18 protein-coding genes are annotated in these 22,363 nt (G+C 36.0%); 1 reads left to right on the forward strand and 17 read right to left on the reverse strand.

The window, feature by feature from the left end:
- Positions 1-128: 128 nt before the first annotated feature.
- The 9 genes from IGL98_RS10810 to IGL98_RS10850 all read right to left on the reverse strand — a co-directional run bounded on the left by IGL98_RS10810 (position 129) and on the right by IGL98_RS10850 (position 9,860).
- Positions 129-398: a type B 50S ribosomal protein L31 gene (locus IGL98_RS10810; RefSeq protein ID WP_069646573.1), complete on the reverse strand. Its 270-nt coding sequence runs from the start codon at positions 396-398 to the stop codon at positions 129-131.
- A 98-nt stretch (positions 399-496) separates the two neighbouring features.
- Positions 497-1,789, reverse strand: coding sequence for a transcription termination factor Rho (gene rho / locus IGL98_RS10815; RefSeq protein WP_206842139.1), 1,293 nt, complete (start codon positions 1,787-1,789; stop codon positions 497-499).
- Complete coding sequence (locus IGL98_RS10820) at positions 1,786-3,066, reverse strand: UDP-N-acetylglucosamine 1-carboxyvinyltransferase (RefSeq protein ID WP_069646575.1); 1,281 nt, start codon at positions 3,064-3,066, stop codon at positions 1,786-1,788. The genes rho and IGL98_RS10820 overlap by 4 nt, the downstream gene beginning before the upstream one ends.
- A 257-nt stretch (positions 3,067-3,323) precedes the next feature.
- A complete protein-coding gene (locus IGL98_RS10825; RefSeq protein WP_206911504.1) occupies positions 3,324-4,190 on the reverse strand; it encodes a class II fructose-bisphosphate aldolase in 867 nt (288 codons plus the stop codon).
- 215 nt (positions 4,191-4,405) lie between these two features.
- Positions 4,406-4,855, reverse strand: a complete 450-nt coding sequence (locus tag IGL98_RS10830) for a hypothetical protein (protein ID WP_206911503.1) — start codon at positions 4,853-4,855, stop codon at positions 4,406-4,408.
- Positions 4,855-5,628, reverse strand: a complete 774-nt coding sequence (locus IGL98_RS10835) for a MurR/RpiR family transcriptional regulator (RefSeq protein ID WP_206911502.1) — start codon at positions 5,626-5,628, stop codon at positions 4,855-4,857. Before IGL98_RS10835 ends, IGL98_RS10830 begins: the two co-directional genes overlap by 1 nt.
- 101 nt (positions 5,629-5,729) lie before the next feature.
- A complete protein-coding gene (locus IGL98_RS10840) occupies positions 5,730-7,061 on the reverse strand; it encodes a 6-phospho-alpha-glucosidase (protein WP_206911501.1) in 1,332 nt (443 codons plus the stop codon).
- A gap of 20 nt (positions 7,062-7,081) precedes the next feature.
- The gene (locus IGL98_RS10845; protein ID WP_206911500.1) at positions 7,082-8,698 is read right to left on the reverse strand and encodes an alpha-glucoside-specific PTS transporter subunit IIBC; all 1,617 of its coding nucleotides are present in this window, start codon (positions 8,696-8,698) and stop codon (positions 7,082-7,084) included.
- 226 nt (positions 8,699-8,924) lie between these two features.
- Positions 8,925-9,860 (reverse strand): YitT family protein, encoded by a 936-nt coding sequence (locus tag IGL98_RS10850; RefSeq protein WP_206842151.1) that lies wholly within the window; start codon positions 9,858-9,860, stop codon positions 8,925-8,927.
- A 272-nt stretch (positions 9,861-10,132) separates the two neighbouring features.
- Between IGL98_RS10850 and IGL98_RS10855 the strand changes: the two genes are divergently transcribed.
- Positions 10,133-10,627 carry a YajQ family cyclic di-GMP-binding protein gene (locus IGL98_RS10855; RefSeq protein WP_206842153.1) on the forward strand — a complete coding sequence of 165 codons (495 nt, stop codon included), beginning with the start codon at positions 10,133-10,135 and terminating at the stop codon, positions 10,625-10,627.
- 56 nt (positions 10,628-10,683) lie between these two features.
- On the opposite strand, the gene IGL98_RS10860 is transcribed toward IGL98_RS10855, so the two are convergent.
- From IGL98_RS10860 to IGL98_RS10895, 8 genes are all read right to left on the reverse strand, one after another.
- Complete coding sequence (locus IGL98_RS10860; RefSeq protein WP_206911499.1) at positions 10,684-11,649, reverse strand: asparaginase; 966 nt, start codon at positions 11,647-11,649, stop codon at positions 10,684-10,686.
- A 186-nt stretch (positions 11,650-11,835) separates the two neighbouring features.
- A complete protein-coding gene (locus tag IGL98_RS10865) occupies positions 11,836-14,193 on the reverse strand; it encodes an ATP-dependent DNA helicase (RefSeq protein WP_206911498.1) in 2,358 nt (785 codons plus the stop codon).
- 150 nt (positions 14,194-14,343) lie between these two features.
- Positions 14,344-15,504, reverse strand: a complete 1,161-nt coding sequence (gene argJ, locus IGL98_RS10870) for a bifunctional glutamate N-acetyltransferase/amino-acid acetyltransferase ArgJ (RefSeq protein WP_242590058.1) — start codon at positions 15,502-15,504, stop codon at positions 14,344-14,346.
- Between the two features lie 214 nt (positions 15,505-15,718).
- Positions 15,719-16,399 (reverse strand): Bax inhibitor-1/YccA family protein, encoded by a 681-nt coding sequence (locus IGL98_RS10875; RefSeq protein ID WP_206911497.1) that lies wholly within the window; start codon positions 16,397-16,399, stop codon positions 15,719-15,721.
- A complete protein-coding gene (locus tag IGL98_RS10880; RefSeq protein WP_069646586.1) occupies positions 16,392-16,874 on the reverse strand; it encodes a MaoC family dehydratase in 483 nt (160 codons plus the stop codon). The genes IGL98_RS10875 and IGL98_RS10880 overlap by 8 nt, the downstream gene beginning before the upstream one ends.
- A gap of 217 nt (positions 16,875-17,091) precedes the next feature.
- Positions 17,092-18,429, reverse strand: a complete 1,338-nt coding sequence (gene murC / locus IGL98_RS10885; protein ID WP_206842160.1) for a UDP-N-acetylmuramate--L-alanine ligase — start codon at positions 18,427-18,429, stop codon at positions 17,092-17,094.
- A gap of 273 nt (positions 18,430-18,702) precedes the next feature.
- A complete protein-coding gene (locus tag IGL98_RS10890) occupies positions 18,703-21,033 on the reverse strand; it encodes a toxin Cry1Ac domain D-VI-related protein (RefSeq protein ID WP_206911496.1) in 2,331 nt (776 codons plus the stop codon).
- 410 nt (positions 21,034-21,443) lie between these two features.
- The gene (locus tag IGL98_RS10895; protein ID WP_206842163.1) at positions 21,444-22,361 is read right to left on the reverse strand and encodes a hypothetical protein; all 918 of its coding nucleotides are present in this window, start codon (positions 22,359-22,361) and stop codon (positions 21,444-21,446) included.
- Positions 22,362-22,363: the final 2 nt, after the last annotated feature.

Genomic DNA, 22,363 nt, shown 5'->3' on the forward strand with positions numbered 1-22,363 from the left:
TATTAAAGTGTACAAAACTAAAAGAATAATTCATAATAAAAAGCTTCTTAACTTAACTTTTTTTAAAAGAACAAAAAATAAGACCCAACTCATAAATGAGCTGCGTCTTATAAACATTGCTGTTTGAATTAAGCTTCTGGATTGGCGTTGGTATCTTTGATACCATACTTTTTGTTGAAACGGTCCACACGTCCGTCTGCTTGTGTGAATTTTTGACGTCCAGTGTAAAATGGATGAGAGTCAGATGTAACTTCGACACGGATTACTGGGTAAGTATTTCCGTCTTCCCACTCAGCTGTTTCATCAGAGTGCTTAGTAGAACCTGATAAAAATTTAAAGCCTGTAGTTGAGTCCATAAAAATAACTGGATGATATTCTGGATGGATATCTTGTTTCATAGTCTTTTCGCTCCTTTGCCCTGATCCATTTGCTGCATCAGAGTTTATTTGTCGATATACAACAGTACTATAATAGCATGATTCGTTTATCGATGCAATTATCTTTTAATATTTTTTTTCGCTTGTCTACCAAAAGAAACATCGTGAAAATCTTCAAAGAATTTTTGATTGTTTTTTGTTTTACGTAAAAATTTAACGAATTGCTCCGTATATTCTAAAGAATCGCCAGTCATATGATTGCGCAATTTCCACGTCTCTTCTAATTGTTCAGATGACATTAGCAAATCTTCTTTACGCGTACCTGATTTTTTGATGTCGATTGCAGGGAAAATACGGCGGTCTGCTAAATCACGCGACAAATGCAGCTCCATATTTCCTGTTCCTTTGAATTCTTCAAAGATAACGTCGTCCATTCGACTTCCAGTATCCACTAACGCTGTAGCAAGAATCGTTAAACTCCCACCTTCTTCAATATTTCTAGCTGCACCAAAGAAACGTTTCGGTTTGTAGAACGCCGCAGGATCGATCCCACCGCTCAACGTACGTCCACTTGCTGGGATCACCAAGTTATACGCACGCGCTAAACGAGTAATACTATCCATCAAAATCACGACATCACGTTTATCTTCAACTAAACGCATCGCACGCTCTAAGACTAATTCAGAAACACGTGTATGGTTTTGAGGTTGCTGATCAAAGGTTGAAGAAACAACGTCGCCTTTAACGCTACGTTCTAAATCGGTAACCTCTTCTGGTCGCTCATCGATCAATAGTAAAATCAATTCTACGTCTGGATAATTTTCTGAGATACCATTTGCAATTTCTTTTAATACGCTTGTCTTCCCTGCTTTAGGAGGTGCCACAATTAGACCACGCTGACCAAAGCCAACAGGAGAAAAAATATCGATCATTCGCGTTGATAATCTACCTGAAGTTGTTTCTAATTTGATTTGTTTTTCGGGGTAAAGTGGTGTTAATGCTGGGAAATGTGGACGTTCTTTTGCTTCTTCTGGATCTTTCCCATTGACACTTTCAACATGCATTAAACCATAATAACGTTCTGATTCTTTTGGAGGGCGTGCTTTTCCAGCAACTTTATCACCATTTCGTAAACCAAATCGGCGAATTTGAGAAGAGGATATATAGATATCTTCTGCACTAGGCCCATAATTGATTGGCCGCAAAAAACCATAGCCGTCCTGAGAAACAATATCCAAAATTCCTTCCATGAAGAAAAAACCCTGTTTCTCAGCTTGTGCTCTGATAACAGCTAAAGATAACTCTTTTTTATTCATTTGACTATAATAAGGGATCTTGAACTCTTTAGCATAAGAATAAATATCTTTTAAGGTACTATTTTCAAGCTCCGCCATCGTTAAATAGTCACTCATTTAGCCACCTCGATTTCTTCTTCAGTTTCAATCATTTGGATATCAGCACCAAGTGCAGTTAATTTTTCAATGATGTGGTCATAGCCACGTAAAATGTATTCCACATTATAAATCGTTGTTGTGCCAGTTGCCATCAATCCTGCTATTACTAAGCAAGCACCTGCTCTAAGATCTGAAGCTACAACTTCTGCACCATGTAATTGTGTTGGACCATTAATAATGATCATGTTGCCTTCGATCGAAGCATCCGCACCCATTCGCACAAGCTCAGGGATATGCTTAGTCCGTTGCGCATAGATACTATCAATAACCTCACCTGTCCCTTTAGCTTTTAACATCAAAGGAGTGATCGGTTGTTGCAAATCTGTCGCAAAACCTGGATAAGGATAGGTTTTTACTGTAGTCATTTTCAAATCATGAGACGGATGTACTTCGATCATATCTTCTTCGATCGTCATCTTTACGCCCATTTCTTGTAATTTAGCAATAAAACTTTCTAGATGTTCATAAATCACATTACGAACTTTTACCCCTTCACCCATTGCTGCAGCTAAAGCTAAATACGTTCCAGCTTCAATTCGGTCAGGAATGATCGAATGACGGCAACCATGTAATTTTTCAACGCCTTCGATTCTAATAATATCTGTTCCAGCACCTCGAATGTTTGCACCCATATTATTCAATAAGGTTGCAACATCAATAATTTCTGGTTCACGAGCCGCATTTTCGATAATTGTTTTACCTTCTGCTTTAACAGCAGCTAACATTACGTTGATCGTAGCGCCAATCGAAACCATATCCATAAAGATTCTAGTTCCATGAAGCCCGTCTTTCGTTCTTAAATACATTGCACCATGCTCATTTGTTACATCAGCGCCTAGCGCTTCAAATCCTTTGATATGAAGATCGATTGGACGAGGGCCCAAATAACAGCCGCCAGGAAGTCCAACAACACCTTCACCAAATTTACCAAGTAATGAGCCCATAAAGTAATAAGAAGCACGAAGACTATTGATTTTACCTTTAGGCATTGGAACAGAAACGATTTCTGTTGGATCAATGACTAGTGTATTGTCAGTAAAGGTTGTTTTAGCACCCATAATTTCTAAAATTTCTATTAATGAATGAACATCTTGAATATCAGGCACACCATCTAATGTTACGGGTGAATCGGCTAAGATAGCCGCTGGAATCAATGCCACTGCACTGTTTTTTGCACCGCTGATACATACTTCTCCTGTTAATGGACGATTGCCATTGATTACAATTTTTTTCATTTAATATTCTCACCTATCTATAGTAAAACAAATAGTTTTATTTTTTTGTAATATACCCAAACTATTCTAACACATTAAGGAACAATAAAAAAGCCAACAGCCATTCGCATTTGGTTATTTTTCTCCAATTACTTGATTTCTAATTAGTTTTTGAACATTTTTGAACGAAAATTGATAGGTTAACATCCTTTTGAAAACAAAAAAACTGAAACAACAGCGAACCTGTTGTTTCAGTTTAAATTACTTGTAGAAATTAATTATGCTTTATTAGCAGAACCGAACCATTCGATGCGTTGTTCTACTAATTCAGTAACAGCTTTTGTTCCTGGTGCTAACAATTTACGAGGGTCAAAGCCTTTACCTTCAAGATCTTTGCCTTCTTCGATGTATTTACGAGTTGCAGCTGCAAATACTTCTTGACATTCAGTGTTCACGTTGATTTTAGAAACGCCCATTGAGATTGCTTTTTGAACTTGTTCTAAAGGAATACCTGATCCACCGTGTAATACTAATGGAATGTCACCAACAGCGTCAGCGATTTCTTGTAAGTGGTCAAATGCTAATCCAGTCCAGTTGTCTGGATATGAACCGTGGATGTTACCGATTCCGCAAGCTAGGTAATCAATACCAGTTGCAACCATTTGTACACATTCTTGAACATCAGCTAATTCGCCAGAACCAATGATTCCGTCTTCTTCGCCGCCGATTGAACCAACTTCACATTCTACAGAAACGCCTTTAGCGTGTGCTTTAGCAACAACGTCTTTTGCTTTTTCGATGTTTTCTTCGAATGGTAAGTGAGATCCGTCAAACATAACTGAAGTGTAGCCAATTTCGATACATTCTAATGCATCTTCATATTCACCATGATCTAAGTGAAGAGCTACAGGTACAGTAATACCCATTGAGTAGATCAAGTCTTTCACTAAGTCATAACATACTTGGTATCCGCCCATGTATTTAGCAGCACCCATAGAAGTTTGGATCAATACTGGTGCTTGTTTCGCTTCAGCACCTGCAAGGATTGCTTTTGTCCATTCTAGGTTGTTTGTGTTGAATCCGCCAACACCGTAGCCGTTTTTACGAGCTGCTTTAAGAAATTCTGTTCCTGATACTAATGGCATAATAAAATTCCTCCTAAGTTTTAAAAAAACTTTATTTGTTAAGGATATCCTTAACCAACAGTTATATTTTAGCAGACTTTTTAGTACTTTTCTACTAAAATTGACTTTTTCAGAAAACTTTTGTCCAGAGTTTCACAAAAGTGTAGACACTTACTGCTTTTTGTCCAAAAAAAGAGTGAGACAACTGATTATTTGCGCCTACACTCTTCATAATATTATAACGATGATCGAACCCAAAGAACTAAAATAGTTAGTAAACCGACAAACACCATTAAGCTATAAACCGTCCATTGCACTTGTTTTGGCAATACAACTACTTCTTTGTCATCTAATAAACTCCGATAAAATAGTAAACATATAATGAATCCAGGGATGTTAACGGACAATAATTGCTGAACCATATTGAATTTTAAATAAAACCCTAATAAAGAATGCCGACAATCACTTGAATTATTCATGATATACAGACCAAATAGTTGAAAAAACAGTAACAGAACAACAATACTTGTTAAGGTCAAACTAGGGATGCTCGTAAAAACAGTCCCAACTGAAACTTGTTTAACTGTTGCCAAAGTCAAAATATATACACCAAATAACAGAGGAACCATCAGCCAATAACCAAATAATACCCGTTTTATTTTAGTTGGATGCAACAATAAAGTCATCAAATTCCCTCCTCAAATTCTTTATTCAAATAAGTAACATATTTTCGATAAACCAAGTCCATCAATACACTTAACCCTACCAAAGACTGGGCTATATGCTCTTTCCCAGAAACCGTAAATGGTGTTGAATAATAAAAATAGGCGAATTGCGCATGTTCTGCAAAAAAATTATGGGAGAAAGTAGTGAGCGCAACCACTGGGATCTTTCGAGCATTTAAGGATAAAATATTTTCCTTGATCTCATCGGTTTCGCCACTTAAAGAGACAAATAAAACAATATCTTCTTTTGAGATCATTGACATGCTGATATCTAGTTCTGTTTTAACTGGGATTATAATAGAACGTTTATCGCAAATCATCAACATTTTGGAAAATTCTTCGATCACTTTTCTTTGTGAGTAACCTGTCGCGTAACAATAAACGGTATTGGCTTTTTGAATTGCTTTATTCAATGCAGTGAAATCCGTTTGTTGCGCCAATTTGACTGTATTTTCAATGTCTTTTGTTTGTAACTCGATTAAATCTGTCCCTGTCGCACCAATATTATTTTGCTTAGACTGCCGCATAAAATACTTAAACTCTGAATAGCCAGAAAAACCCAACTTTTTTGCCAAACGTAAAATCGATGATTTGGAACTATGAACCTTTTCACCTAATTCAACAATGCTTAGACGCATAATATCTTGTTCGTTTTCTAAAATATATCCTAAAATAGCCCAATCCATTTCACTTAATTGTTTTTGGTGTTTTTGCATCAATGTTTCTAAATTCATAACTGATCCCTCTTCCCCTTAGTGTTCTTCCCTTAGTATAAAGGATGAAAAAACAAAACGATACTAAGGGAATTTACTAAGGAAAACTACCTTGAACAGGACTATGACAATTTAGGCCAAAATTCTTTATTCGCTTCCACTAGATCATCTAAAATCTCTTGGGCAACTCGAGCATTTGGTACAATTCTAGACAACATTAGTGCTTGCCATAATTTTTGGTAAGAGCCTTCTGCCCATGCCTCGACAACTAATTTTTCGACTGCTACTTGTTGCTCCATCAAGCCTTTTTGAAAGCGAGGGATTTTCCCTTGAACGATTGGCTCTGGTCCATTGCTTCCAACAATACAGGGAACCTCAACCATCGCGGTTTCATCGAAATTAACGACAGCTCCTTGATTTTCAATGATCAACAACATTCTTTCATGAGTGTTATAGGCAATTGCTCTTGCTAGATCTACAATATATGATGCGTGTTCATCGACTTCCAGAGTTGTTCCTTTAGCCGTTCCAGCTTGGGTAATTCGATTACATTCACCGAAAACATGTTTCTCACGTCCAGCCATTACTTCATTTGCTCTTGTATATTCTGGATTCGCATGTGCTACTTCATCTTGCGGGTAGAAATAATATTTCAAATACGTATTCGGTAAGGTAGTGGGATCAACTGCAAATACTTCTTTGGCTTTGGCAAACGTATGCATCCAGCTAGCATCTGTATGTTGAGATTCCTCGATTTCTTCTTTCAGTGAATAACCATATTCCTTCACATGTTCTTTGATTTTCGGCATCAGATCATTGCCTTCTTTATCTCTGATATCCGTCCACCAGCCGAAGTGATTCAATCCATAATACCGAACCACCATTTCTTTTCTAGAGCTTAAACCAACTGCTTTCGCCATTCTTTCTTCTATACCGACTGGCATATCACAAATATTGATGATTTTTGTATTGGGACGTAATTTTCTAGTAGCCTCAGCCACGATTGCTGCCGGATTCGAGTAGTTCAGCATCCACGCATCAGGTGAATATTTTTCCATATAATCGATCAATTCTAGCACGCCTCCAATCGAGCGCATCCCATAAGCAATCCCTCCTGGTCCACATGTTTCCTGTCCGATTACCCCATATTTTAAAGGGATCTTCTCGTCTTTTTCCCGCATAGCATATAGACCGACACGAATATGTGCCATCACAAAGTCAACATCGGTAAAGGCTGTCATAGGATCTGTCGTTGCTAAAAATTCAATTTCTGGTGATTGTTCTTTGATGATGATCTCGCAAGCATCCGCGATTTGTTTCTGTCTTTCTGGATTATTGTCATAAAATTTGATTTGTCTGATTGGAAATTTTTCTAAGTTATCCAATAACATTAAAACAATTCCGGGAGTAAATGTACTTCCTCCACCTGCAATTACGATTGAAAATTTCTTCATTTTTTCCAGCTCCTTCATTTTTATTCATTTATTTGATTTTCATTTCCTAATGCTAATAAGTTCTCGAATTGCTCTCTCACTTGAGGGACATCTAAACCAACGATTACTTGAAATGCGCTACCACTTCTAACAACGCCGTGAGCCCCACCTTCTTTAAATGCACTATCAGGTAAAACAATTCCTTCATCTTTCACTGTAATTCTCAAACGAGTCGCACAATTATTGACCTTTTCGATATTATCACTACCGCCAAACGCTTCTAAATAAACTGCCGCTTGTTCTGTATATTGATTTGCACCGGCCATAGCAACTTCGCCCAAAGTTCCAGCTTTTTTCGCTTCTTTATATTCTTTTTTACTATATAATTTAACTTCTTGGTCTTCTTCTTCTCTTCCAGGTGTCGCGAAATTAAATTTCAAAATCAACGCTCGAAAAACGACGAAATAGATCAAAGTGAAAGATAAACCAATAATCAATTGCGTGAAAATCATCCCTTTATGATTTGCAAATAGCGGAATCCAGTTTTTTGCCAATAAATCAATAAAACCACCACCCATATCTCCTACAACACCGAAGAAATACATTGTCGCAGCCATTGTTGCAGCTAATACAGCATGTAAAACAAATAATGGCGGTGCAACAAATAGGAACGTAAATTCCAATGGTTCTGTAATACCAGCTAAAACGGCAGTTAAAGTTACAGGAATCAAAATGGCTAATACTTTTTTTCGCTTATCAGGTTTTGCAGTAAAGTAAAATGCTGCTGCGATCCCAGGTGAAGCAAAAATTTTCGAGTTTCCATGTAAAGCAAAACCACCTTGTGGGAATAATTGTTTAAGTGGTGTTGTTGTTTGCGCATATTCATTTAAGTGAGCCATCCAATATTTAGTAATGCCATTTTCAACAACTGCCGGTCCAAAAACAAACGGTGTATAAATGAAATGATGCAATCCTGTAGGAATTAAAATTCTTTCCAAAAACGTATACAACCAAACCCCAAAGGTTCCTGCACTTGCTAAGAATGTCTGCATTGAACTGATACCCATTTGAATTTTCGGCCAAATCAAACAAATCAGAAAAGCAATCGGCAACATAGCGAAAAATCCTAAAATTACTACTAACGATGACCCTTGAAAAATACCTAAAAAGTCTGGTAACTTAGTATCAAAGTAACGATTATGCAGCCAAACCACGATTGCTGAAATAAAAATAGCACCAATAATACCTGTATCTAATGTTTTGATACCTGCAATCAGTTTCATCCCACTATCGCCACCAACTTCTTGGGAAAAATCAACCCCAAAGAACGGACCGAAATATTCTAGCATACTACTGATAAAATAATTACAGGTCAGATAAATTACAAAAGCTTCCATCGCTGCCCGAGCGTTAGCTTTTTTAGCTAACCCAATCGGTAAACCAATCACAAACAGCAACTCCATTTGATTAAAAACCGTCCAAGCTCCACTTTCCAAAACAGACCAGACACCATACCAAGCGGTCCCTTCATTGGCAATACTTCCAACGATCATTGGATTTTTAAAGATAATCGCAAGCGCTACCATAATTCCCGAAAATGAAAATAATAAGACCGGAGTAAACATTGCTCCTCCAAACCGCTGCACTTTCTCCATCACTAGCGAAACACCTTCCTTCTTTTTATTTGTTTTACATGTTAGTTATACCATTGCATGAATACGCTATCAATACTTCTAAGAATTTCTGGGAAATCAGTTATTTGTTAGAGAAAAAGTGTCAACGTCTGGGAAATTTATCAGGTAAATTATCGACAAGCTTAAATCAAAAAAATTCATCAAAAATCTGATTGAAATCAGAATTTTTGATAAATTCGAAAAGACGCTTCTATTTTTGTTTTGACTTATATTTCTTCATCTCTGGGAAACTTCCTGTACTTTTAAAAATACGTTGCTCATCTTCATTTGCAAATCGTCCTAACACAGAATGCGTAGGAATAATATTCATAAAGGCATTTTCATCAACTTCATAAACGATTTGTTCTAAATCATACAACTCGTAACGCGTGATCACCATCATGATCATACGTCCTTCAACGCCAGAATAACCACCCATCGATGGCAACAAAGTCATCCCACGAATCATTTGTTTTGAAATTGCCTGTGTCACAACTTCAGGCTGAACCGTTACAATCATCGCTGTGACTTTTTGATGACTTGTATGGATCGTATCGACCACTTGAGTCATACAATAAATCGAAATAATCGTATATAACGCACTTTCCCAATCAAAAACAAAACCAGCTAACGCCACAATGATTCCATTCAGCATAAACATATAATTACCAACTGTTTTACCTGTTGTTTTCGATAGAACCAATGAAATAACATCCATTCCGCCAGTTGTAAAACCCATTTTAAGCGATAGACCTGCACCAATCCCAATTAGAACTCCACCAGCAATCGCGTTCATCAATGGATTCGTCGTGATCACTTCGATTGGAATCAAAATTGTTGTCAGTGACACCCACGCTACATTTAAAAAGCTGTAAATCGTTGATTCTTTCCCAAGCTTCATAAAGCCTAAAATAAAAATAGGAATATTTAATAACAAAATAAAAAGACCTGTATCGATTGTAATCCCAAGATGTGTATGTAATAACGTTGCAATGATTTGTGCAACTCCATTCATTCCAGCAGAAAAAACCTTAGCTGGTATCAAAAAAAAGTTCAAGCTGATTGCTACTAAAATCCCAGTAACAAAAATAACAGCAAACTTCTTCAATGTCTCACTTTGTTTGTACGAAATAACCCATTTACTCATCCAAAACTTCCCCCTCACATGAATTGCCTTCAATACTCTTTCCAGCTTCAATATTTGCTTCCTTAGATAAAATCCCTCGAATTAGGATAACAGTTTGCTTAAAAAAAGAAAAGAAAAAAAGAGGAAAATGAGGATTATTTTAGTCTTACTCATTGCCCCTTCTATCGTTCCCCTTCCCTTGAACTGATCTTTATCCTAAAAACATTTTATACTTGTTTCTTCCCTAATTAATGGTACTATAAAAGTAAGAAATAATGAGAGGAGCTTATCCAATGGCAGCAAAAGAAGCAAGTTTTGATGTAACATCCGAAATAAATATGGAAGAAGTCAAAAACTCTATCCAAATCGCACTGAAAGAAATCAAAAACCGTTTTGACTTCAAAGGATCAATCGCAGATATCAAGTTAGAAAATAATAAATTAGTGGTGGTCGCAGAAGATGACTATAAAATCGAGCAAGTAAAAGATGTCTTGTTCAGTAAGTTAGTTAAACGTGAGGTGCCTATTAAAAATATCCACTTCTCAACAAGTGAAAAAGCACTTGGCGGTTCTGCCCGTCAATATGGTGATTTGATTAGCGGAATCGATCGTGATAATGCTAAAAAAATCAACGTTGCAATCAAAAATTCCGGCATTAAAGTGAAATCTCAGATTCAAGAAGATCAAATCAGAGTAACTGGGAAAAGCCGTGATGATTTACAAAAAGTGATTACTTTGCTTAGAAATTTAGATTTACCAGTGGAATTACAATTTACGAATTTCCGTTAATATAAAAGCATAACGAACTGAAACAATTTGTTTCTACGCTCGTTATGCTTTTTCATTTATTCACTTAAGAAGTCAGATAATTCCTGTGGATCTTTCCCACTGTTTAAACCGACGATCAATCGGATTCGAGCTTTCGGTCCGTTTAAACCTCTAGAAAAAATAATACCCATTTTCTTTAAATTAACGCCGCCACCTTCATAATCATAAATATCCTCAGCGATTCCATTTGAACAGCGGGATACTAAAACGATTGGGATATTTCTAGCTAAGAGACGTTCTAATGATGGCAAAGTCTCTGGTGGAAGATTACCGGCACCTAATGCTTCTATCACAATACCATCTGTCTGATCATTATCCACTAAATCGAACAAACTGCCATCCATTCCAGCATAAGCTTTAATCACATAAACTTCACCTGATACATTTTGGATATCACAAACTTCTTGCGGACGCACTTCACTAGCAAAAAAAGTACGTTCCTTGGCAATCATACCAATCGGACCAAATGTTGGGGTCCGAAATGTTGCAACATTTGTGGTATGAGTTTTCGTCACATAACGAGCTGTATGAATTTCATCATTCATCACAACCAACACTCCTTTGCCAACAGATTCATCTGAGCAAGCCGTCCAGACTGCACTAATAAAATTATATAATCCGTCTGTCCCGATTTCATTACTAGAACGCATAGCCCCTGTTAGCACAACTGGAATTTTATTTTCTAGTGTAATATCTAAAAAATAAGCCGTTTCTTCTAATGTATCAGTTCCATGAGTGATCACTACTCCATCGACATTCTCAGTATACGCTTTTTGGATACGCTCCTTTAACTCCAACATCCGTTCTAAGGTCATGTGAGGAGAAGGAATATTGAAAATCGGTTCTACAATCAAATTTACTTTCCCTGCTAGTAGTTCTTCTTGGTTGAGCAGTGGATTCATGTTGTTTGTCGTGACATTTCCATCTGCCTCTTTTGACATCGAAATCGTACCGCCTGTATGTAATACTAAGATTGTTTTCATATTTTAGTCTCCCAACAATAATTTTATTTAAATAAACTGGTCAATTTTTGCTCAAAAAAGAGCCGATAATCAGACCTTCGGCTTTTTTATAGTCATTGTACATCATTAAAAATAAAGAGTAGCTTCTACAAATCAGTTCCTGTTTTAGTATACCAGTAAGACGAGTTTTTTCCTATTATCATTTGCTTAATCCAATTGCCAAAACTGTTGTATAAGCTGCTTTGTCTGTTCATGGGAATAAGAAGTTTGAACCTGATTCCAATGAGGCGGAAAAAAACGTTGAACAGCAGCCGTTGAAAAACGCTGATCCAACAGCAAAACGATCCCTCTATCCTCTGTATCTCTAATCACTCGACCTGCCGCCTGCAAGACTTTATTCATCCCAGGAATTTGATAAGCAAATTGAAATCCTTGATTTTTTTGTTGATCATAATAACCTTTGATCAATTCTTGCTCATGATTGATTTGCGGTAACCCAACTCCAACAATTGCAGTCCCGATCAAGCGACTGCCTTTTAAATCGATCCCTTCTGAAAAAATTCCTCCTAAGACACAAAAACCAACTAATGTTTCTGTCGGTTCTAAAACAAAATCAACCAAAAAAGCTTCACGTTCCGCTTCATTCATCATGCTAGCTTGTATTTTTGTTTTGACGTGGGGATTTTTTTCTCGGAACATTTCATAAATAATATCCATGTACGAATAGGACGGAAAGAAAACAAAATAATTTCCCTGCTTTTGCTGAATCATATTCGTTAAACTTTCAATGATTTTTTCATAGCTATTGACACGTTCTTTATAGGTCGTTTGAATATATTTTTCGATCACCAATAATTGATTTTCTTTTGGAAACGGACTGGGAATTCGATAACGTAAACTTTCCTCTCCACCACCTAAAATTTCCTGATAATAATCTAACGGCGTTAAACTTGCTGAAAATAAAATACTGGCTTTTCCTTTGTCTAGTTTTTGCTGTAAAAGATAGTTTGGGTCAATACAAAATTGCTTGATGATGATGTCATAATTTTGACAATTCACATACGTGCAGTAATGGTCATCATACCCTTCGCTGATTTTAGTATAATTCAGCAACTCAAAATAAACAGACAAGATTTGATTCAACTCAGCATGATCTTGATTTTCTGGGAGCCACTCTTTGATTTTTTCAGCTAGTGAATACGCCGCTTTAACAAGAGAATCGATTGGCGCATGTTGATGTAAAAATTCTTTTTCTTCCTCATCGCAGATTTGTTTGATTCTTTCAAATTCTTTTTCAATTTTGATAAGCGCTCGGATCAGCTTGGTCTGATTCTTATCGATTACTTGTTTCAGTGCTGAAAACTTACTTTTAGACAATTCTGCCGAATACATTTCTCGTGAGCGGTTAACCAAATTATGAACCTCATCTACTAAAAATATATTTTCTTTGACTTCCGTCTGCTCCTCAAAAAAACGTCTTAAATAAACAACAGGATCAAATAAATAATTATAATCGCAGATCACTAAATCACACCACAAACTAACATCTAAAGAAAGTTCAAATGGGCATAAGGTATGTTTACGAGCATAGAGTTCAATGATTTCACGAGTAAATTGATTTTCATTATTTAACAAATCCCATAATCCTTCATTCAAACGATCATAATAGCCATTAGCAAAAGGGCAAGCTTCCGGCGTGCAATTTCGTTCGGTTAAGAAGCATATTTTATCTTTTGCTGTTAAGGTAACACTTTTTAGCTGCATATCCTTTTGTTTCATCGCTTCTTCAGCATCTTCTGCTACTTGACGAGTGATTGTTTTAGCGGTTAAATAGAACGCTCTTTCTGCTTGTTCTTCACCAATCGCTTTTAGTGTTGGAAATAAAGTCGAAATAGTTTTTCCCGTTCCAGTTGGCGCTTCAACAAATAATTTTTGATCACTTAAAATTGTTTTATAGACAGCCACAGCCAATTCCCTTTGGCCAGCACGATAATCGCCATACGGAAAAGGTAATTTTTGTAATGAACGATTCCGAATTTTACGCCAATTTGTTTTGAAAATCAGCCATTGTTCATATTTTTGAGTCAGATCGTCAAAGAATTCTTTTAACTGTTCTTTGGTAAATTCCTTTTCTTGTCGGGTAATTTCTTCGGTTGTTGTTTGATAATAGGTCAATTGCAATGTGATTTCATCCAAGTCTTCCTGCTGGCAGTAAATATGTCCATAACACATCACTTGATACCAATACATGTCGATTTGTTCTTCTAACAATTCTGAAAATGCAGGTTCTGATGTTTTGATTTCATCGATCACCGTTCGTTTTGTATCATCAATAAAAATGCCGTCTGCACGACCTTCAATTATGTAGATTTGCTGGTTTAATTCTATGTTAATAGCGAGTTTGATTTCTTTTTGATAATTCTCACCGGCTGTTTTCTGAAGTTTTCGATGGATCTTTGCGCCTTCTAACGCGGTATGTTCGCTAGTATGTCTAGCATCGATACTCCCTCTGCGCAAAATAAACTCCACTAATCTGCGGACTGCGATTCTTTGCGTATTCTGCATATTCGATCCCACCTATTCTGTCCTTATTATAGAACATACATTCGTAAAATAAAAGAGAAGAAAGTAAAACTTTTAAATTTAGAATTAAGGTGGGGCCGTCTAGCTAATTTGTATGCTTTTTCTAATAGTCCAACCAGCAATGATAAATACTCAAGTCGAGTAATCACTATTTATTTTGACATACTCATAACTTAAATCACAACCGATCACTTCAAAACTTTCTGTGCCTTGATGTAGATCGACCATTAAATAAATATCCTCATTTTGTTCAATGTATTCAGCGATTTTGTTGATGTTTTGTTTTTCTTCATTATTAGTTGAAAAAATTGGATACTGTCCATAATAGATTTCTACTTTATTTTGATCAAAAATCAACCCTTCTGTTTTACCAAGAGCCATTGCTATACGCCCCCAATTAGGATCATGTCCAAATAAAGCAGTTTTTACTAAAGGTGAGTTGATAATCGATTTCCCGGCATTTTTTGCTTGTTCTTTGCTTTCAGCATTTTTGACTGTCACAAACATCGTCTTTGTAGCGCCTTCAGCATCTTTTACTACATCTAATGCTAATCCTTTACAGATTTGATTCAACGCTTCTTGCAATTCTGTTTTTTCGACTTCATGGTGCCCACTGGCTAAAAATGCGACTGTGTCACTAGTACTTGTATCCGTATCGATACTGATTGTATTGAAAGATTGATCGACTGCTATTTTCAACATAGGATAAATCTCTTGTTTTTCCACTTTTGCATCAGTCAAAATGTAGGACAACATCGTCGCCATATTTGGTTCGATCATTCCTGAACCTTTGACGATTCCTAAAATCGTAGCCTCTCCAACTTTCAGGCTACGAACCTTGATTCGCTTATCTGTTGTTAAAATAGCTTGTGCAAAATCTTCATAATTCTCTTTTAAAACGATCGGCTTCTCATCTAAGAAATTTTCAATGAGCTCAATCGGTAGCTGTGGACCTATTACACCCGTGGAGGAAGGGAGGATATTTTCCTTTTCGATTGTTAGTTTATTCGCTAGTTTTTCTAAAATTTTATACTCATTTTCTCTACCAATTTTACCAGTTGCAACATTAGCAATACCACTCGTCACCACAACAGCTTGCAATTCAGCATTTTTCACGTGGTCTTTCCCGACCGGAATACATTCTCCGCAAAATGTATTTTTTGTAAAAACTGCCGCAGCATAACAAACTTTATCTGCTACGATCAGCCCAAAATCTTTTCTTTTTTTCTTTATCCCAACATGCGTTCCGTAAAACTTAAATCCCTTTGGCACTTTTTCATACACTTCCATCATTTACACCATCCCATGCATTGATAATCATCTGTATTTCTGTGATTTTATAAAAGTATAAATCAAAGTACTAGGTTAGTCAATGCATTTTATATCACATTTCAACCAAATAAAGAATTTTAATTCATTATAAATTTCATTTTGTGTATAAATATCTATACAAACAAAAAAACAGTATCTAGATTTCTCTAGATACTGTTGATTTAGTTTCATTAGATTAATTGTTTTTACCAAAAATTCGTAAGAAAGCTAAGAATAAGTTGATAAAATCAAGGTATAATTGTAACGCGAAGAATACTGCGGTACCAGTTCCTGCTTGTCCACCTGATTCGTTATAAACTTGACGAATTCTTTGATTATCATAAGCTGTGATTCCAGCAAAGATCAATACCATCAAAATAGAAATGAAAAATGATACTGCGCTACTTTTTAAGAAAAAGAAATTAATCACCATTGCAATAATAATTCCAATCAACGCGCTATAAGCGGCGTGACCCATTGCAGATAAATCTTTTTTTGTAAACATTCCTACTAATGACATTGCACCAAAAGTTGCTGCCGCACTTACAAAGGCACTAACCACAGTTGCTTGCGCATATAATAATAGTGTCGCAGATATTGTCACACCATTTAGAATGGAATAAACTAAAAATCCACCGACCGCTAAGCTAGGACTTTTTTGAGCTTTAACTCCTAGAAATATGACTAATCCAATTTGGGCGATCCACAAACCAAAAAACAAAGCTGTTGAATGCAACAATGTTACTAAAACGATTGGGTAAACATTTAAAATCAGATAGGATACCAGCGCACTAACTCCGATTCCCATCGCTAAAAATGCATAAATCTTTGAATAAAACTTGTTTATTCCAGCATTTACTACTGCTCCATTATTCATCTATTTCTCCTTCTTTCTCTTCTAAATCTGTTATTGTAACTTGAGGGGGCTGCACCATTACGACCGCATCAAGTACTCGATCTTCTTCCTCATTTACGACTTCAATCGAAATTGTCACAACATCTTTCATTTTATCTACCTTGATCACTTCAAACTGAAACGTCAATGTTTCATAATGAAAAACAGGTTCCACAAAATTTACGGAAAAATTCACCACATGAGACCCTGGTCCTGGTAAATGCTTTGAAATTGCACTCGTGATGATTCCCATCAGCATGATCGATGGTACGATTGGTTTGCCATATTCTGTTTTTTGGGCATAATCATGTTGGATATATAAGGGATTGGCATCGTTTGTTAAGCCCAAATAAAGAAGTAACTCTTTATCTTCGATCGATTCGGTTAAAGACAGCGAATCGCCTTCCTCAATATCTTCGATGGTTTTGCCTAATTTTCTCGGTTTTCCGATATTCAAATTAGTACACCTCCACTAATGATAAGATAATTGTACCAAAATGACGATAAAAGGCAAGTTAAAAAGAAGAGGCAGGTAAAAAAACGTTTAGCTCCGAGAAATAAGAAGTAATTCACGAAAATTGTTCTTAAAATTTTTGTGAATTCCAGCTTGTTTCCGAAGGAGTTGCTTTTTTCCCGCCGTTTATTCTGATTAAGAAATAAATTTAGCTATATAATTATAAAACACTTCTAGTCGTATTACTTAATAACGTTTCATATGCTTGCTCAAATTTCTGAACATCACCTGCACCCATGAAGACCATTACAGCATTTTCATGATCTAAAAGCGGAGATACGTTATCTTCTTTGATGACTTGTCCGCCTTTTTGGATTTTATTCCCTAAATCTTCGATTTTTACATCGCCTTTTTGTTCTCTAGCAGATCCAAAAATATCACAAAGATAAACAGCATCTGCTAAATCCAAGGCTTCAGCAAATTCATCCATCAAGGCAATCGTACGTGTGAAGGTATGCGGTTGAAACACAGCAATGATTTCTTTATCTGGGTATTTTTGACGAGCGCCATCGATCGTTGCAATGATTTCTGTTGGATGATGAGCATAATCATCCACAATGATCATGTCTGAAACTTTTTTCTCTGTAAAACGACGTTTTACACCTTCAAAAGTTAGCATCTCTTGTGCTACTTTATCCATATCCAAATCTTCAAAATAAGCTACAGCAATCACGCCTAATGCGTTCATGATATTGTGTTGACCAAATGCTGGTAATACAAAATGCCCAACAAATTCTTCATTGTGATAAACATCGAAAGAAGAACCTTGTGTAGTACGTTCAATATTTTTAGCTTGTATATCGTCATCTTCTGCTAGTCCATAATAGTACACTGGAACATCTGCTTTTAACTGACGTAAATACTTATCATCACCATAAGCAAAAATCCCTTTTTTCACTTGTTTCGCCATTGTTTGAAAAGCAGAAAACACATCTTCAATACTCTTAAAATAATCAGGATGGTCAAAATCAATATTTGTCATAATCGCATAATCTGGAGAATAGGCTAAGAAATGACGGCGATACTCGCACGCTTCAAATGCGAAAAATTCAGCACTTGGGTCGCCATGACCTGTCCCATCACCAATCAGATAGCTTGTTGGTGCGATTCCAGTCAATACGTGAGACAATAAACCTGTTGTGCTTGTTTTCCCATGTGAACCCGTCACAGCCACACTTGTAAACGGCTGAATAAAACGTCCAATAAAATCATGATAACGAATGATTTCCGCTCCTAATTCTTTTGCACGAACCAACTCTTCATGTGTATCAGGAAATGCATTCCCTGCTATCACGATCATGTCTTTTGTGATATTTTCTTTATCGAAAGGTAAAATAGTAATACCAGATTTTTCTAAATCACGTTGTGTAAAGAAATACTCTTCTACATCAGAACCTTGTACACTTAACCCTTTTTCAAATAATACAAGTGCTAATGAACTCATACCTGATCCCTTGATTCCAACAAAATGATACAATACGTTTTCTTTTTTATCCATGATAATCCTCTTCTCTTACTGGCTATATATAAAAATTAATGTCATCGTTTTTATAAAATTGTACGTTCCCCATTATCGTACAAATCCCCAAAATAATCAACCCAAAACAGCTAGATAATTACTAAGAACGATGAAAAACACTTATCTAGCTTAATGACGTTGTTTTGTTAATTATGTCTCTATAATGAAATAACTCTGACGCAAAAGCTTTGGTGAATACTTGCTGATTTCTTTAAGCTAGGCACTATTGTCTCATCTCATTGATCGATGCATTTAAGGTGCTGTCTCTATTGTCCACAAAATTTGAGCACTGTATATTTTATCTTTCATCAAGCTTCCAGGCATCATCTTCAATAAAAATTGCTGATCACTCTCTTTACCAAAGTCAAATTCTTGCAAACGATGGTCAGATTGATCTTTTTGTCGATAAATTTCAATTTCTTTTTCTTCCGTCATGTACTTCAAGTCTTCTTTATCTTGAAAAACTATATCTGATGCTGTTTTTATTCCAGTATCCGTTTGAAGCATTTTAGAAAATTTTGTTTTTAGTGCCCAACCTGTTCGATAATACTGAGTATTTTTAATGATCATTTTCATATTATTTTCTATTGGGACATATTTTATATTCGTTTGTAAGGTAGGTACACCAAAAGAAATTTCCATTGGCACACGTTCAAACACAACGCCACCTGCCAATAAATTTAGAGTGATTTTCCTACTCAATGAATCTATGCTGAATGTCACTTCATACGTTCCTGGTTCATTTATTGAGGAATCAACGGTCAGCTGTAGTTCACTCGTTCTATTTTTCAAGGTGTTCATATCCATCGCGGTTGCACGACTTTGTTCTAATATAAATTGTTTTTGCGCTTCCCATTCTTTAGGGTAATCGATGGCTAAAGCGTTAATGGATTGTGCAGAAAGAAAAGTGGTGCCATTATCAATCGTGTCTTCATTTTTAACGAAAAATGGAATCGTTAAACTCAGTTGATTATTTGCTTTGTCACTGAGTAACAAAATAGCTTCAGTGTACCCTGCTTTTGATAAATCCGGTTCTTGCAACATTTCTATCTTAACCTGATCGACGCCAGCATTATCAGATAAATCCGTTAGCAAGCTTTCAAGTGCTGGAAGCGGGGCACCAACATTCACGATTTGACGCACAGGATCTGCTTCTGGTGCAAGAGTATCTTGTACTGACAAGATTTCTGACTGTTCACTTGGATTCCCACTAGAATCCGTTGCTGTAACATAATATTCCGCATATGGAACCAACGGCTTTTGAGTTTCAGGAATATTAATTGCAAAACGATCTCCTTGAAGCGCTTTGCCCGAAAACATCAGTGCATTTGTTGTTGCGTTAAATACTTTAATTATTGCCTCTGATTCTGCATACCCTTCTATTTGCGTACTTACATCTTTAAGAGTTAAAACAGTTGGTTTGAATGGCGCACTAACATCTTCAACTACTAAATTTTTTTCTACTACTTTCCCATGAAGAACACTTCTGATTGTAATATTTTGTTTTCCTCTAAAATAACTACCTTCTGGTAATTTATAATCAATCATTCCATCTTTATCTGCTCTTGTTTGATAGTTATGGGTATCTCCTTCAACTTCCGAGTTTAGTTCACCTTTTGGTAAGTCTTCATGTCCTGAGAAAAATACAAATGCGTTTGGATAGGTTTTACCTTTAATTGTGGTACTGTTTGTACTTGCTCGATCATCGGTTAATTTTTCAGTAGTTAATGTGATAGTTACTTTGTCTAATAACTCTTGGGCTTTCTTTACTTCTTCAAGAAAGTGTTCTTTTTGCTTAGCATTCAGCACTTCACTAATAAGTTTTTTCGCCTTATCTATTTTAAGTTGTGTAGTGCTAAGCTTAATTGCTGTATGAGTACTATCTGTAAACAACTCCTCTATTAGTATCTTGGACTCTTCAATAGCATGCTCCAAATCAGAAAAAGTTACATTAATAATACCACTCGTATTCCAATTTGCAGAGTTATTACTATAAATAGTATACTCCACAGTCGTCTTGTCGGAACTTGCTATAAATACTTGTCTACCATAATTTTTAATATTTGTATTCGGAGAAAATGCACGGTCCTCTTCTACTTTGTAATAGTATAATGAATTTAACTTGGGTCTAATTGTTCCTGGAAAAACTGACAAATCGTATTTACTATTGTGGTTCCCTTCATTTCCACTACGCGTAATATAAGTGTAAGTCGCTGCCGAAAATTGATACATTTTTCCAGGTTTTGTATCAACGACTTGCTTTACAGTCACTTTTCCAGTAGGTGTGATATATATGTTTGTAAGATTATTATCTTTTAACAATGTAAACTCAGTTGTAGTACCCTCAGGTTGCCAATATCCATGAAGCAGTGTAGGCCTAGAGAGTGGTTTATCCTCTATAAGTGGAATCCATCCCTGATATTTCAACAAATCAGCCTTTAATAAACCTGCATCATCCGTAATTGGTGGGGGTAACAAGGATTCTGCCTTTATTCTTGTAACAGTACTCTTTGAGATACTTATGTAAATTAACGAGCAAAAACTAAGTGCAAATATAAATAGATAGACTATTTTTCTTTTCATATTATTCCGCCTCCATCTTATAGATTAAGCCATAATCCAGTTATTCGATACTCCAATTGTGAACGTTTTTCTATTCAAAATAAGATAATATAGTTGAGACAGACATAGGTTACTTTACTTTGGTAATCATTTTTATTCCTTTTTTATAATTAATTTGGACGTTCAAGCTATTTAATACTGTCAATTATTATTACAATCATTTTCTACTTGAAAAGTTAGAGCTGTTCTTCTCAAATACAATCCATTATTATTCTATAAAAAAAGGTTAGTATGATTTCCGGTACAATACCGAAGCCATACTAACCAACTAGTTAGGTAATCTATTTGTAATTTTTGAGTCCATATCAAATGAGATAAAACAATTGATAGACTTTAGAAATATGCTGATGTAGATTTTAAACGAAGCATTTCTATTTAAAATATTTGCTGTTTTCTAACTCCATACTCGAGTCTTCAATAATACCACTTAAGGACTTATCCAAGATGCCACGTTTTTTATCCTGTTCTGCTTCAGCTACTTTTTGACCGTATGCCGTTTGGCTTTTGGCATTTTCTTTTGCTGTTTTCAGTTCTTTTCGAGAGCGCGGTAATGTATGGCTAATATCTTCTTCTTTACCAAATCGTTCCATATCAGGTTTGATTTGTTGATATTGACGTCTTGTTACCGGAATTTCAGGTGAACCTTTAGGAATGTTGAATTTTTGAACTGTAGGGTCTTCATTCCCTTTCACTTGAAAGGCTGCTGGTTCATCGTCAAAAAGTAAATATGAATTTTGATCCTTTTTCATTGCATCTGCTAATTCTTGTTCTGTCAAAGCAGGTGCTTTTTCTTCTGGAATGACAGAAGCCGGAATATATTTCGGTACAAAATACGAACGGGTATCATAAGTAAAATCCTTTGAAAACGCCGCTTTATTTTTACTTGGAGATTGCTGAGAGCCGAAACCATACGAACTTCTTTTAGGCATGTTGCCAAATAGATTACTTTTTTGTTTTGGAGAAGTTGTTTTATTATGCGTCATCATATAATTAGGCAGATTAGATTTATGACGGGCTAATTCTGCTACTTGTTCTTGGCTATGCGAAACATGTTGATTATTTGTCTGTGTCGATTGTTTCTGCAGCACTGGTTGAACACTGATCGGATCTATGACAGGAGAACTTTGCTGTTTTACTGTTTGTTTCGGTGTTTGCGTCCCCATATTAGTGAGCATTGGTTCTTCTTGAAACAATGTTCGTTTATTTTCAGAAACTAATTTCACGCCTAAGTCATCGTCATAAGCTGGAAAACGAAAATGTTTTCTTTTAATTTGAGTTGGGTTTTCCATTC

Origin of the sequence: Enterococcus sp. DIV0840 (genome assembly GCF_050527835.1) — a bacterium.
GTDB lineage: Bacteria > Bacillota > Bacilli > Lactobacillales > Enterococcaceae > Enterococcus_L > Enterococcus_L ureasiticus.